The organism is Natronomonas sp. EA1, from assembly GCF_051195035.1.
Taxonomy (GTDB): Archaea; Halobacteriota; Halobacteria; order Halobacteriales; family Haloarculaceae; genus JBNTJV01.
Map to the genome: position 1 here is coordinate 404,934 of NZ_JBNTJV010000003.1, position 12,432 is coordinate 417,365.

Consider the following 12,432-nt stretch of genomic DNA (forward strand, 5'->3'; position numbering starts at 1 on the left):
TACAGTACGACGAACGTCGGGTGAGACCATGAGTCTCGTCCGGATGACCAAATGGCGGACGCTGCTGCTCGCGACGATGGGATTCAACCTCTCGTTTCTCATCTGGTTCTCCTTCGCCCCCTTCACGGGGCCCATCGCGGATGAGTTCAGCCTCTCGCTGGCCGAGGTGGGGCTCCTCGCGAGCGCGGCCATCTGGCTCGCGCCGTTCGGCCGCATCCTGACCGGCTGGCTCTCCGATAAGTTCGGTGCGCCCGCGGTGTTCGCCATCGTGCTCGCCTACGTCGGCGTCTTCTCGATGGCGAGCGCGTTCGCCGAGAGCTACACGGTGTTCTTCATCGAGCGGCTCATCGTCGCGACGGCGGGGATCACCTTCGTCATCGGCATCCAGCACGTCGCGGAGTGGTTCCCCGAGGAGCAGCTGGGAACGGCCGAGGGCATCTACGCCGGCATCGGCAACGCCGGGGCCGCCGGCGGGGCGCTCATCCTCCCGCGGGTGTTCGGCACGAACTGGGCCGGCCCCCTCTTCGACGTGGGGTGGCGAGCCGCGTTCTTCTACACCGGCATCGTCTCCATCGTCATGGCCGTCGCCTACTACACGCTCGGCGACGCCGCGGCGACGGAGGAGCGCCGGCAGGCCACCGCGGACAACGCCTCCTTCCGCGACTGGCTCCACACCGCGACCCGCTACGGGACGGTCGTGCTCGCGCTCGCCTACGTGATGAGCTTCGGGCTGGAGCTCTCGATGAACGGCTGGCTCGCCACCTACTACCGCGAGGCGTTCGCGACGGACGACCTCGTGCTCGCCTCCACGTTCGCGGCGACGTTCTCGCTGGCCGCGGGCCTGCTCCGCCCCATCGGCGGCTACGTCTCCGACCGGCTGGCCCGCGCGGAACGCGACATCCTCCCCGTCTTCGAGGGGCGCTACCGCGAGCAGTGGACGTTCCTCACCCTCGCGTTCATCGTCGTCTCGATGGGCGGGATGACGCTCGCGGGGCTCTCCGGACGGGTCATGCTCGCCGTCGGCGCGGGCTTCGTCGTCGGCATGACCTGTGCGTTCGCGGAGGGCGCCATCTTCGCGCAGGTGCCCGCGATGTTCCCGAACAGCTCCGGGTCCGTCGCGGGGATCGTCGGCGGCGTCGGCACGGTGGGCGGCATCGTCTTCCCGCTCGTGTACGTCGCGCCGTTCCTGCCGAACCTCCACACCGGCTACGCGGTCGTCGCGGCCGTGATGGTGCCCATCGTCCTCCTGAACGGCTGGGTCTACCGCCCGCAGATCGCCCGCCGCGCGACGGTCGACGGCTTCCTCTCCACGTCCGGCGGCGAGACCGGCGTCACGAGCGATGACTGAGGGGCTCATCGTCGCCGGCGGCTACTCCACGCGGTTCGGCGAGCCGGACAAGGCGCTGGCGCGGGTCGGCGGGGTGCCGATGATCCGGCAGGTGGCCGACGCGCTCGCCGCCGTCACGGACGGGCTGGTGGTGAACTGCCGGCGCGAGCAGCGCCCCGAACTGGAGGTGGCGCTCTACCCCCACGAGCCGCGGTTCGTCGCCGATTTGGTCCCCGACGAGGGACCGGTCGCGGGGCTGTTCACGGGGCTGCGGGCGGCACGGGCCTCCCGCGTCGTCGCGATCGCGTGCGACCAGCCGCTCGTGACCCCGTACGACCTCGAGTGCCTGCTCGCGGCCGACGAGGGGAGCGGCGCGGTGCCCGAGACGGGCGCGCGAACCCAGCCGTTCCCGGCCGTCTACCCGACCGCGGCCACGCGCGAGGCGTGTGAACGGACCCTCGCGTGTGGCTCGCGGCGGCTCGCCGAGGTACTCGACCGGCTCGACCCGGTCGCCGTGCCGACGGACCCCGCGGCCTGCGAGAGCGTCGACACCCCCGCCGACCGCGCCATGGTCGACCGCAGACTCGGTGGACGCGTGCCCTCCGACTGAGCATATAAGGTATCGATATTCTCGGTATCCGTCGGTATTTCGACCAATCCCTCGTTCTCGGTTCTCGAAGTTGGACATTCGACAACGATGAGATTCATCCCTCGACGCACGGGTATCTCGAGTAAGAACTGACAGACAATGGCAGTCGAAAATCGCGAAAAACTGGACATGGAGGGAGTGTAATGGCGCACAAGAAGGAGGAGTACAAGGAGGCGTGTTACGGCGACGCCGTCCGCGAGCACATCGAGCGGTTCGCCGCGGAGGGGTTCGAGTCGATCCCCGAGGACGAACGCGAGGAGTGGTTCACGCGCTTCAAGTTCTGGGGTGTGTTCCACCAGCGCAGCGGGCAGGAGGGCTACTTCATGCTCCGGCTGGCGAACGCGAACGGCGTCCTCGAACCCGGCCAGCTCCGCGCCATCGGCGAGGTGGCGAAGGAGTACGCGGTCGGCCCGGCGACCAACCCGGAGTTCGGCGACGCCTACATCGACCTGACGACCCGCCAGTCCGTGCAGCTCCACTGGCTCCGCCTCGAGGACATCCCCGCGGTCTGGGAGAAGCTGGAGGCCGCCGGCGTCTCCTCCCGCTCCGCGGGCGGCGACACGATGCGCAACATCACCGGCTGTCCCGTCGCGGGCAAGGGCGAGGAGTACGTCGCGACCCAACCCCTCTTGGACCGCTTTCAGGAGGAACTGCGCGGTGACGATACCCTCTCGAACATGCCCCGGAAATTCAACATCTCCGCGACGGGCTGTCACGAGGGGTGCGCCCAGGACTCCATCAACGATATCGGATTAGAGCCGGCCGAGAAGGACGGTGAACGCGGCTTCAACGTCCGGGTCGGCGGGGGGCTCGGCGGCCGCCAGCCGAGACGCGCCCGCCCGCTGGACGTCTTCGTCGCCCCCGAGCGCGCCTACGAGGTGGTCAAGGCGTTCGTCGAGCTGTATCACGAAGCGGGCGACCGCACCCGCCGGCAGAAGAACCGCGCGCGCTTCTTCGTCGACGACTGGGGGACCGAGCAGATCCGCGAGGCGCTCGCCGAGCGCGTGGCGTTCCCGCTGCGCACCGCGGGCGAGGACTTCCGGGCGGAGTACACCTACAACGCCGGGAAGCCCGCGAGCACGGGCCGCGCGGACCACGTCGGGGTCCACGACCAGGCGGATGGCCGGAACTACGTCGGGCTCTCCGTCCCCGTTGGGCGGCTCCGCGCCGCGGAGGCCATCGAACTCGCGGACCTCGCCGACGCGTACGGTTCCGGCGAGGTGCGGCTCACCCGCCGGCAGAACCCGCTCGTGATGGATATTCCGGACGAGAACCTGTCGGCGCTGCTCGCCGAACCCCTGCTCGAAACCCTGCCACCGGAACCCTCCCCGTTCCAGCGCGGGGCCATCGCCTGCACCGGGACGGAGTTCTGCTCGCTCGCGCTCACCGAGACGAAGGCGCGGCTGGCACGGGTTCTGCGCTGGCTCCGCGCGAACGTCGAGCTCCCCGACGACGTGGAGCACGTCCACATCCATTACTCCGGCTGTACGGCCGATTGCGGACAGGCAATGACCGCCGACATCGGCCTGCAGGGGATGCGCGCCCGCAAGGACGGCGAGATGGTGGAGGCCGTCGACATCGGCGTCGGTGGCGGCATCGGCGAGGAGCCGAGCTTCGTGGAGTGGATCCGCCAGCGCGTGCCCGCCGACGAGTCCGCGGGCGCGCTCCGGAGTCTCCTCGAAGGGTTCGCCGCCCACCGCGAGCCCGGCCAGTCGTTCCGCGAGTGGGTCGACGCGACCGGGACCGAGGCGCTCGTCGAGCTGTGTGAGCCCCATGAAACGGACTACGAGGACCCGTGTCTCCACGACGCGAAGCAGTCGTGGTACCCCTTCGCCGAGAGCGAGGAGCCGCCCGCGACCGCGGAGGTGCCGGGCGATGACTGACCGCGAGGAGCCCGAGCCGACCGCGTCCATCGCACCGATGGACGCCGCGCCGGAGCTGTACGGCCCCGCTGACACGACGGGGCCGGCGACTGCGGACCGAACTACTCGCGGGGCGTGACCGGAACCCGCGGGGCCACGGGCTCGCCCTCCTTCACCGTCTCGGCCACCACGTCGACGTCGACCGCCTCGACCGCCGCGTCGGTGACGAGCCGGCTGCAGTACGTGTCGAACTCCTCGCGCGAGCGGAACCGCCCGACAGCAAAGAGGTTCCACGGGCCGGTCAGCTCGTAGACGCTGTGGATGCGGGGGCAGTCGCGGAGCCGCTCGGTCACCGTGGGGACGGCGTCGTCGGCCACCCGGAGCCGGATGACCACGGGACAGGCGTAGCCGGCACGGTCGTAGTCGACCCGGACGGTGTGGCCGCGGACGACCCCGCGGTCCTCCAGTGCGGCGAGGCGGTCCCGGACGGTCGTCCCGGGGAGCCCCGTCTCCGCGGCGATATCGAGCAGCTCGGCACGGCCGTCGGCCTGGAGGGCGGCGACGATGCGGGCGTCCGCCTCGTCGAGGCCGTCGCTCACGGCCCACCACCCGGACGAACGGTCGGCCGGTCGGGCGCTAACGCGACGAACGGACAGCAGTTCATGGCTGAGGCTGTGGATAACCACGTATATAAATCTGAAGTTGAAAATGTAGCAAATTAGTACGCAGAAGTATTCGAGCGTGCAGAATACCCCACGATATTACGGATATAAGGTCGTTCTTCCGGGGAGAATCTGGCCGTTCGTCGCGTCGAAACTGGACGGGCGTCGAGCGGGTCCCCCGTCGATTCCGGGGTGGTTCGCTCGCGCGCGGTCGCTACCAGGGTTCGGCCTTCAGCCCGAGCGCGTAGGCCCCGGCGTTGGTGAGCAGGTGCAGGAGCGGTGTGGCGACGAGGACGACGAGGAGTCGCGGAAGGGTGAACACCGACGTGAACCACCCCGGCGCGAGCAGGGCGACGAGCCCCAGCGAGACGACGACGAAATCCAGCTGGTCGAGCAGGGGGAAGGCGGTCCCGCGCTCCCGGCCCGTCCGGCGTTTGACGAAGGAGGCGAGGATGTCACCGAGCATCGCCCCGGCCGCGAGCGCGAACGCGACGACGGGGGTGAACGTCGGCACCCCGTACCCCACCGCCTCGACGGTGGGGGCGACGAGGTTCAGCAGGTAGGCGACGGCGACGCCGGCGACGATGCCGACACCGGTGCCACGCCACGTCTTCCCGTCACCGAGGAGCCGGCGGTCCCCCATCGTCCGCCCACCGTCGATGGGGGCACCCCCACCGGCGAGGACGGCCGCGTTGTTGGGGATGTAGGCGGGGCCCATCGCCCAGAGCGCGACCACGACGGTTTCCACGACCATAGTCGCGCTCCGGCACGGGAGATGATAAAACACTCCACCTCGCCCCGGACCCGGGAGCGAACGACCGGAAGGCGGTAGCGTAATACGCCGGGCGGGCAAAATTTGTCGCATGATTCCGCCCATCGCCAGCCGCTTCGTCGCCGGTGAGTCCATCCCCGCCGTGCTGGACCACACGCGCGAGCTGAACGAGGGGAACGTGAAGGGCATCCTGAACCTCCTCGGGGAGCACTACGACTCCCCGACCGACGCCGCGGCCGACGCCGCGACCTACCGGGAACTGGTGGAGGAGATCGGCCGCAGCGACCTCGACGCCTGCATCTCGATAAAGCCCTCCCAGATCGGGCTGGATGTGGGTGCCGAGGTGTTCGCCGAGCACCTCGCCGCGATTCGGGAGACGGCAGCAGAACACGACGTGTTCGTCTGGGTCGACATGGAGGACCACACCACCATCGACGACACCCTCGACGCCTTCGAGGCCAACGTCACCGCGTACCCGAAGATGGGGCTGTGCGTGCAGGCGAACATGAAACGCACCCGCGAGGACCTGAAACGGCTCGTCGACCTCCCCGGGAAGGTCCGGCTCGTGAAGGGCGCGTACGACCCGCCGAAGGCGCTCGCCTACCGGGACAAAGCCCGCGTGAACGAGGCCTACCGCGAGGAGCTGGAATACCTGTTCGAACACGCCGACCACGTCGCCGTCGGGAGCCACGACCCCGCGATGATCGACCACGCCATCGAGCTCCACGAACAGCACGGCACCCCCTTCGAGATCCAGATGCTGATGGGCGTCCGCGAGGACGCGCAGTTCGACCTCGCGAGAGAGTACGAGGTCTACCAGTACGTCCCCTACGGCGACAAGTGGCTCTCCTACTTCTACCGGCGAGTGATGGAGCGCAAGGAGAACGCGCTGTTCGCGCTCCGGGCCATCCTCCAGGGGTAGCCCCCCGTGATGGGTGTGCCCGCGGCTCGCCCCCTTCGAAGCGCTGATTAGGCCCCGGAGGCAGGGTTTCACCAATGCTCCCCTCGTCGTGGAAGCGGGACGTCGCCTCCGGCCTCGTGGTCCTCATCCCCGTCATCGTCACGGCCTACGTCGTCGCGTTCATCTTCCAGCGGCTGGCCGACCTCCCGTTCCTCCAGACGACCCTCCCGGACAACCCCGGGCTCCGGGTCCTCGTGACGCTCGTCATCTTCACGCTGCTCGTCCTCTCCGTCGGCTACCTGATGCGGACCGCCGTCGGCGACTACGTGGAAGGGCTGCTCGACGACGTGATGAACCGTATCCCCCTCCTGCGGGTCGTCTACAACGCCTCGAAGATGGCCGTCGAGACGGCGCTCACCGGCACGGACGAGCTCCAGAAGCCCGTGAAGATCACGACCTGGCACGGCCACCGCATGACCGCGTTCAAGACCGGGAAGACCACCCCCGACGGCCGCGAGGTGCTCTTCTTGCCCACCTCCCCGAACATCACCACCGGGTTCGTCGTCGAGGTGGAGCCCGGCGAGTACACCGAAACTGACGAGTCCGTCGAGGACGCACTGACCCGCGTCCTCTCCGCGGGCTTCGGGGAGTCCCGGAGCAAGTCCGTCCCCATCGACGTCGTCGAGGAAGACGAGTAAGGCGTGCGCGACCGGCTCCTCCAGACGTGGAAACGCGTCTTCGGGCTCGCCGGCCCCGTCATGGCCGAACAGGTGTTCCGCACCGCGATGCGGACCACCGACGTGCTCGTCACCGCCCTCTTCTCTCCCGCGGCGGTCGTCGCCATCGGCCTCGCCGATTTGTATGCGAGATTCCCCCTCCGGATCGGCCTCGGCCTCGGCGGGGGCGCCATCGCCCTCTCCTCGCAGGACACCGGTGCCGGTGCAGAAGCGACCCGCGACGAGGCCGTGGCGTGGGCGCTGGTGCTCGCGTTTCTCACCGGCATCCCGTTCGTCCTCGTCGGCGTCTTTCTGGGTGAGGCCGCCATCGCCGTCTTCGGTGCGGACCAGAGTGTCGTCGACCTCGGCGCGACCTACCTCCTCATCATCTTCGCCACGGCACCCGCCCGACTCGTCGGGCTCGTCGCCTCCCGCGCGCTGCAGGGGACCGGCGACACCCGCACCCCGATGTACGTGAACGTCCTCGGGAACAGCCTCAACATCGCCGGCTCGGTGGGCCTGGGACTGGGCCTCCTCGGCCTCCCTCGACTGGAAGTGACGGGCGTCGCGCTCGCCACCGCGAGCGCGAACGTCCTCATCGCGCTGCTGCTCGTCGGCGCGCTCCTCCTCCCCGGCACCGAGGCCGGCCTGATTCGCCCCCGGAACCGCATCGTCGCCAGACAGCTGGTCGTCGTCTCCGGCCCCCGAACCGCCGAGGGGTTCGCCGCCGAACTCGCGGAGTTCCCGTTCAACGCCCTTCTCTTAGGGTTCGGCGAGCAGGTGAACGCCGGCTTCCAGATCGGCCGGCGCATCTACCAGCAGGTGACCGGCCCCCTCTCGCGCGGCTACAGCGTCGCCGCCTCGATCCTGGTGGGCCAGTCGCTGGGCGAGGGCAAACCCGACGAGGCGCGCGAGAACGGCTGGGCGGTCGCCGCGCTCGGGCTCCTCACGGTGGGGGGCATCGGCGGGCTGCTGTTCCTCGCCGCGCCCACCGTCGTCCGCGTGTTCCCCGGCGTCGGCGGGGAGTACGCCGTCGGCTTCACCCGCGCCTACGGGCTCGCCGCGCCCGCACTCGTCACCTTCGTCGCCCTCTCCGGCGCGCTGCAGGGCGCGAGCGAAACCAGAGTGCCGTTCGCCGCCCGGCTCACCGGGATGTTCGGCTTCTTCCTCGGGCTCTCGTACCTGCTCGGCGAACTGCTGGGCTACGGCCCGCTCGGGGCCTATATTGGGATCTGGAGCGCCTTCGCGTGGATGGCGCTGGTCGTCGCCGTCGGCTTCCACCGGACGGGGTGGGCCGCCCGCGCCGCCGGGATGATGGACGAACGGGGGAGCGGAGCGGGGGTCGAGTAAGACTCAGCGCCGCGACTCGGCCCGCACCTTCTTCAGCCCAGCCACGACGAGGAGAACGCTCGTCCCCGCGGCGAGGATGAAGATGGGAAGCAAGCGGTCAACGTAGCCCGTTCCCTGCAGGGTGTCCGAGACGGCGAAGAAGAACGCCGCCCAGATGAGCGCGATGGCGACCACGAGGTCGTTGCCGTGGCTCCCGAACAGCGGCCGAGCCTTGAGATTCATGGAGGACAGACGCTCGCTGGGGAGATATAGCTGCGCTCGGGGAGAGAGAAAATCGAAGAAGGCGGGAGTTTACCGCTCGTCGAGTTCCGGGAACTCGAGGCCCTTCTCGCCGACGTAGCGGGCGCGGGGCCGGATGAGGCGGTTGTCCTCCTGGTACTCGAGGATGTGGCCGATCCAGCCACCGACGCGGCTCATCGCGAAGATGGGGGTGTACATGTCGATGGGGATACCGAGCTGGTAGTACACCGTCCCGGAGTAGAAGTCGACGTTCGGGGCGATCCCCTTCGAGGTGAGCCCCACGTCCTCGGCGAAGTAGTTCTCGATGGCGGTGGCCATCTCGTACCACTTCTCGGTGCCGGACGCCTCGGCGAGCTCCTGGGACTTGCCCGCGAGGATCTTCGCGCGGGGATCCTTCACGGAGTAGACGCGGTGGCCCATCCCGGGGACGCGCCAGTCCTCACGCTCGTCGCGGGCGCGCTTGACGAACTCGACGGGGTCCTCGCCGGCCGCGTCGATCTCGAGGAACAGCTCCATCACGTCCTGGTTCGCGCCGCCGTGGAGCGGGCCCGACAGTGCGCCGATCCCGCCGACGACGGCGGAGTAGACGTCGGCCATCGTGGAGGCGATGACCATCGAGGTGAACGTCGAGGCGTTGAGGCCGTGGTCGGCGTGGAGCGTGAGCGCCTGATCGAACGTCTCGGCGGCCACGTCGTCCGGCTCCGTGCCGGTGAGCATGTAGAGGAAGTTCGCGGCGTGGGAGAGGTCCTCGCGCGGCTCCAGCGGCTCTGCGCCCTGCCGGTAGCGGTCGAAGGCGGCGAGCGCGGTGGGGAGCTTCGCCGTGATGCGGCGGCCCTTCCGGGCGGCGGCCTCGAGGTCGTAGTCGTCCGCGTCGGCCTCGGGGTCCGAGGCGGAGAAGGAGGAGACGAGCGTGCGCAGTGCGGCCATCGGCTCCTCGTCGGCGTCGGCGAGCAGCTTCGCCGTCTGGAGCACGTCGTCCGAGACGGCGCGTTCGGCGGCCATCTCGGTCGTGAAGGCGTCGAGCTCCTCGCGTGTCGGCAGTTCGCCGTGCCAGAGGAGGTAGACGACCTCCTCGAAGCTGGCGTGCGCGGCCAGGTCCTCGATGGCGTAGCCTCGATAGATGAGCTGACCGACATCGCCGTCGATGAACGAGAGCGACGACTCGGCGACCAGCACACCCTCGAGCCCCTTGTGAAGTTCCTCGGACTCGGACATAACTGTCGTTTCGCTGGCCTCCGGAAAAGCATTATCTTTCACCCGCAATCTGCCGGAAGGCCGTGAGCGGCCCGTTCACGGGCGTGAGCGTACGCTACGACAGAACATGCCAATCGGCGAACCCGAACGCCCGGCCGCGTAGGTTTTTATCGCCGGCCGCGGAAAGCCGGGGTATGTCGCACGAGGTCGAGTACGAGCCGGTGAGCGTGAAGGAGCTCCTCGCGGAGATGAAAGACACCGCGGAGCTCCTCATCGACCTCTCCTACTCGGCCGTGCTCCTCGGCTCCGACGAGGTGGCCGAGGAGGTACTGGAACTCGAAGAGCGCATGGACGTCCTCCAGCTCCGCGCCCGGATGAGCCTCCTCATGGCCGCGCGCAGCCCCGAGGACGCCGAGGCGCTCGCGCCCGTGCTGGGCATCGTCGGGGCCGCGGAGAAGATCTCCGACGCCGCCGGGGATATCGCCAAGGTCGTCCTCGAGGATATCGGCCTCCCCGACGAGATGCGCGCGGCGCTCCCGGAGAGCGTCGAGACGCTCGTGCGCGCCACCGCCCGCCCGGACACCCCCGCGACCGGGCGCACGCTCGGCGAGTTGAACCTGGAGACCGACACCGGCGTCCGCATCATCGCCATCCGGCGACAGGGTGACTGGCTGCCGAACCCGGACCACGAGACCCGGGTCGAAGCCGGCGACGTGACGCTCCTCCGGGGCCCCGAAGCGGGTGTCGTCGAGGCGTACCCCAAGCTCACCGGCGAGGAGTACATCCCGCCGGACTCCCCGGAGGCGGCCATCGACGATCTCGAACGCGCCGTCGACTCCATCGTCCTGATGAAGGACATGGCCGAACTCGCCGTCGACATCGCCTACGGCGCGGTGCTGTTCGACTCCGACGGGCTCGCGGAGGAGGTGGTCGAACTCGAGGCGGAGGTGGACGCGCTGCAGTCGCGGTTCGAGGCGTGGGTGCTGCAGGCCGCCGCGGACGTGAACGACCCCGTCTCGCTGCGCGGACTCGTGCATCTCGCCACCTCCACCGAGATCATCTCCGACGCGGCACTCGAGATCAGCGAGGGGGTCCTCCGGGGGCTGGGCACCCACCCGGTGATCCAGGAGGCGGTCCTCGAATCGGACGAGGTCATCGTCCGGCTCCCCATCGCGGAGGGGAGCCGGCTCGACGGCGCGACGCTCGGCGGCCAGATGGTGAAGACGGAGACGGGGATGCGCGTCATCGCCGTCCGTCGCGGAGAGGCCTCCGCCGACGAGACGAGACTGGGCCACGGCCCCGGCGACTGGGTGGTCTCACCCGGGCCGACGACGGCACTCAACGCCGGTGACAGCATCATCGCGAAGGGGACCCGCGCGGGCGCCGAACGGCTGGCGTCGCTCGTCAGCTAGCCCGCGCCAGCCGCACCGCGCTGGCGACCGTGAACACCGCCGTCAACAGCAGGCCGACCCCCGTCGCGAGGACGAACCCCAGGCCGACGTAGAACACCGTCGGGACCGACGGGTCCGGTGGGGACTGGAGGACGGCGGCGACGAGCACGGCGGCGAGGAGGACGCCGATACCGAAGCCGAGTTTCGCGTTCCGGGCGACGTTGAGCGCCGCGAGGAACCGCGCGGTTCCGGGGCGCTCTGGCGTGTCGGCACTCACACCTCGGGAGAGGGGCGCGGACGGCAAAGCGGTTCGGATACCCGTGCAACCCCCGCGGGGTATCAGTAGGCTAATGAACGTGTGGCGTCCGACTGTGGAGTATGACTACCCTCGGCACGGCAGACGCCGCCCCCGGCGAAATCGACGTGGGGCGATTGCCGGTCGGCGAGGCACGCGACGGCTCCGAGGTGAGCCTCCCCGTCTGCGTCATCAACGGCGCGGCCGAGGGGAAGACACTCTACATGCAGGCCGTCTCCGACGGGGACGAACTCAACGGGCTGGGCGTCGTCCAGCGCGTCGTCCCCCGCATCGACCCCGCGGAGCTGTCGGGCACCCTCCTCGTCGTCGGCATCGTGAACTGGTACGGCTTCCAGGCCGCAAAGCACCGCAACCCCATCGACGACACGAAGATGAACCGCACCTACCCCGGCGACGCGAACGGGACGGCCTCCGAGCGCATCGCCGCCGCGACGTTCTCCGCGGCCCGGCGCGCCGACCTCGTCCTCGATTTACATCAGGGCTCCACCTCCCGGATGATAAACGAGGCCCGCGTCCGCTGTGGCCCGCGCCACCGCCTCCACAGCGAGTGTCTCGAACTCGCGAAGGTGTTCGGGACGGGGCACGTCTTAGACCAGAAGGGCCCCGACGGCCAGCTCGCCCGCGCCGCCCCCGACGAGGGCATCCCCACCATCGACCCCGAGCTCGGCGGCTGTGTCGGCTGGGACGAAGAGTCCATCCGCATCGGCACCCGTGGCGTGATGAACGTCCTCACGCACTACGGCTTCCTCGACGGGGAGATCGAGCTCCAGCCCCAGACCCGCGCCAGCGGCTTCTCACAGTACGGTTCGCCCGCGGGGGGCCTCGTCTCCTTCAAGGTCGAGCTCGGCGACGAGGTGGCCCGCGGCGACACCCTGTTCGAGGTCACCGACCCCTTCGGGAACGTCAAGACGACCGTGACGGCCGACACCCGCGGCGTCTTCTGGCGCGCGCGCCGCCTCCCGCAGGTCGCGAGCGGCGAGTACGTCTGTTCGGTCGGGACCGACATCGACGAGTACTGACCGACACCACCTTTTCGGCTCCCCCACTAGAGG

General features: G+C 69.4%; 14 protein-coding genes. 9 read left to right on the forward strand and 5 right to left on the reverse strand.

Features of this window, described 5'->3' with window-relative positions:
• The first annotated feature begins 43 nt into the window (after nucleotides 1-43).
• The 4 genes from ACQUQR_RS11685 to ACQUQR_RS11700 all read left to right on the forward strand — a co-directional run bounded on the left by ACQUQR_RS11685 (nucleotide 44) and on the right by ACQUQR_RS11700 (nucleotide 3,977).
• Nucleotides 44-1,348: an MFS transporter gene (locus ACQUQR_RS11685; protein ID WP_435196979.1), complete on the forward strand. Its 1,305-nt coding sequence runs from the start codon at nucleotides 44-46 to the stop codon at nucleotides 1,346-1,348.
• Nucleotides 1,341-1,937, forward strand: a complete 597-nt coding sequence (locus ACQUQR_RS11690; RefSeq protein ID WP_435196658.1) for a molybdenum cofactor guanylyltransferase — start codon at nucleotides 1,341-1,343, stop codon at nucleotides 1,935-1,937. Before ACQUQR_RS11685 ends, ACQUQR_RS11690 begins: the two co-directional genes overlap by 8 nt.
• 182 nt (nucleotides 1,938-2,119) lie before the next feature.
• Nucleotides 2,120-3,859 (forward strand): nitrite/sulfite reductase, encoded by a 1,740-nt coding sequence (locus ACQUQR_RS11695; protein ID WP_435196659.1) that lies wholly within the window; start codon nucleotides 2,120-2,122, stop codon nucleotides 3,857-3,859.
• The gene (locus ACQUQR_RS11700; RefSeq protein WP_435196660.1) at nucleotides 3,852-3,977 is read left to right on the forward strand and encodes a hypothetical protein; all 126 of its coding nucleotides are present in this window, start codon (nucleotides 3,852-3,854) and stop codon (nucleotides 3,975-3,977) included. Before ACQUQR_RS11695 ends, ACQUQR_RS11700 begins: the two co-directional genes overlap by 8 nt.
• Here the strand turns inward: ACQUQR_RS11700 and ACQUQR_RS11705 are convergent.
• Together ACQUQR_RS11705 and ACQUQR_RS11710 are read right to left on the reverse strand one after the other, a co-directional pair.
• A complete protein-coding gene (locus tag ACQUQR_RS11705; RefSeq protein ID WP_435196661.1) occupies nucleotides 3,961-4,437 on the reverse strand; it encodes an Lrp/AsnC family transcriptional regulator in 477 nt (158 codons plus the stop codon). The genes ACQUQR_RS11700 and ACQUQR_RS11705 overlap by 17 nt on opposite strands.
• 277 nt (nucleotides 4,438-4,714) lie before the next feature.
• Entirely contained in the window at nucleotides 4,715-5,254 is a 540-nt protein-coding gene (locus ACQUQR_RS11710) for a CDP-2,3-bis-(O-geranylgeranyl)-sn-glycerol synthase (protein WP_435196662.1), read from the reverse strand.
• Between the two features lie 109 nt (nucleotides 5,255-5,363).
• Here ACQUQR_RS11710 and ACQUQR_RS11715 point away from each other — a divergent pair, with 109 nt between their 5' ends.
• The 3 genes from ACQUQR_RS11715 (at nucleotide 5,364) to ACQUQR_RS11725 (ending at nucleotide 8,239) form a co-directional block, all read left to right on the forward strand.
• Nucleotides 5,364-6,194, forward strand: a complete 831-nt coding sequence (locus ACQUQR_RS11715; protein WP_435196663.1) for a proline dehydrogenase family protein — start codon at nucleotides 5,364-5,366, stop codon at nucleotides 6,192-6,194.
• A gap of 74 nt (nucleotides 6,195-6,268) precedes the next feature.
• On the forward strand, nucleotides 6,269-6,871 hold the full coding sequence (locus ACQUQR_RS11720) for a DUF502 domain-containing protein (RefSeq protein ID WP_435196664.1): 603 nt from the start codon (nucleotides 6,269-6,271) through the stop codon (nucleotides 6,869-6,871).
• Between the two features lie 60 nt (nucleotides 6,872-6,931).
• Nucleotides 6,932-8,239 carry an MATE family efflux transporter gene (locus ACQUQR_RS11725; RefSeq protein ID WP_435196980.1) on the forward strand — a complete coding sequence of 436 codons (1,308 nt, stop codon included), beginning with the start codon at nucleotides 6,932-6,934 and terminating at the stop codon, nucleotides 8,237-8,239.
• 3 nt (nucleotides 8,240-8,242) lie between these two features.
• Here the strand turns inward: ACQUQR_RS11725 and ACQUQR_RS11730 are convergent, their stop codons facing one another.
• Together ACQUQR_RS11730 and citZ are read right to left on the reverse strand one after the other, a co-directional pair.
• Nucleotides 8,243-8,461 carry a hypothetical protein gene (locus tag ACQUQR_RS11730; protein ID WP_435196665.1) on the reverse strand — a complete coding sequence of 73 codons (219 nt, stop codon included), beginning with the start codon at nucleotides 8,459-8,461 and terminating at the stop codon, nucleotides 8,243-8,245.
• Nucleotides 8,462-8,530: 69 nt separating this feature from the next.
• Nucleotides 8,531-9,694 carry a citrate synthase gene (citZ, locus tag ACQUQR_RS11735; protein ID WP_435196666.1) on the reverse strand — a complete coding sequence of 388 codons (1,164 nt, stop codon included), beginning with the start codon at nucleotides 9,692-9,694 and terminating at the stop codon, nucleotides 8,531-8,533.
• Nucleotides 9,695-9,867: 173 nt separating this feature from the next.
• Between citZ and ACQUQR_RS11740 the strand changes: the two genes are divergently transcribed.
• Nucleotides 9,868-11,085, forward strand: a complete 1,218-nt coding sequence (locus ACQUQR_RS11740; RefSeq protein ID WP_435196667.1) for a potassium channel family protein — start codon at nucleotides 9,868-9,870, stop codon at nucleotides 11,083-11,085.
• Here ACQUQR_RS11740 and ACQUQR_RS11745 read toward each other — a convergent pair.
• Nucleotides 11,078-11,341, reverse strand: coding sequence for a DUF7536 family protein (locus ACQUQR_RS11745; protein ID WP_435196668.1), 264 nt, complete (start codon nucleotides 11,339-11,341; stop codon nucleotides 11,078-11,080). The genes ACQUQR_RS11740 and ACQUQR_RS11745 overlap by 8 nt on opposite strands.
• 101 nt (nucleotides 11,342-11,442) lie before the next feature.
• Between ACQUQR_RS11745 and ACQUQR_RS11750 the strand changes: the two genes are divergently transcribed.
• Entirely contained in the window at nucleotides 11,443-12,399 is a 957-nt protein-coding gene (locus ACQUQR_RS11750) for a succinylglutamate desuccinylase/aspartoacylase family protein (RefSeq protein WP_435196669.1), read from the forward strand.
• The last annotated feature ends 33 nt before the right edge of the window (nucleotides 12,400-12,432 follow it).

Excerpts from the sequence above, each read along its gene's own strand:
- ACQUQR_RS11685 (WP_435196979.1), top strand. The coding sequence starts at position 44 with ATGACCAAATGGCGGACGCTGCTGCTCGCGACGATGGGATTCAACCTC.
- ACQUQR_RS11690 (WP_435196658.1), top strand. The coding sequence starts at position 1,341 with ATGACTGAGGGGCTCATCGTCGCCGGCGGCTACTCCACGCGGTTCGGC.
- ACQUQR_RS11695 (WP_435196659.1), top strand. The coding sequence starts at position 2,120 with ATGGCGCACAAGAAGGAGGAGTACAAGGAGGCGTGTTACGGCGACGCC.
- ACQUQR_RS11700 (WP_435196660.1), top strand. The coding sequence starts at position 3,852 with ATGACTGACCGCGAGGAGCCCGAGCCGACCGCGTCCATCGCACCGATG.
- ACQUQR_RS11710 (WP_435196662.1), bottom strand. The coding sequence starts at position 5,254 with ATGGTCGTGGAAACCGTCGTGGTCGCGCTCTGGGCGATGGGCCCCGCC.
- ACQUQR_RS11715 (WP_435196663.1), top strand. The coding sequence starts at position 5,364 with ATGATTCCGCCCATCGCCAGCCGCTTCGTCGCCGGTGAGTCCATCCCC.
- ACQUQR_RS11720 (WP_435196664.1), top strand. The coding sequence starts at position 6,269 with ATGCTCCCCTCGTCGTGGAAGCGGGACGTCGCCTCCGGCCTCGTGGTC.
- ACQUQR_RS11725 (WP_435196980.1), top strand. The coding sequence starts at position 6,932 with ATGGCCGAACAGGTGTTCCGCACCGCGATGCGGACCACCGACGTGCTC.
- ACQUQR_RS11730 (WP_435196665.1), bottom strand. The coding sequence starts at position 8,461 with ATGAATCTCAAGGCTCGGCCGCTGTTCGGGAGCCACGGCAACGACCTC.
- citZ (WP_435196666.1), bottom strand. The coding sequence starts at position 9,694 with ATGTCCGAGTCCGAGGAACTTCACAAGGGGCTCGAGGGTGTGCTGGTC.
- ACQUQR_RS11740 (WP_435196667.1), top strand. The coding sequence starts at position 9,868 with ATGTCGCACGAGGTCGAGTACGAGCCGGTGAGCGTGAAGGAGCTCCTC.
- ACQUQR_RS11750 (WP_435196669.1), top strand. The coding sequence starts at position 11,443 with ATGACTACCCTCGGCACGGCAGACGCCGCCCCCGGCGAAATCGACGTG.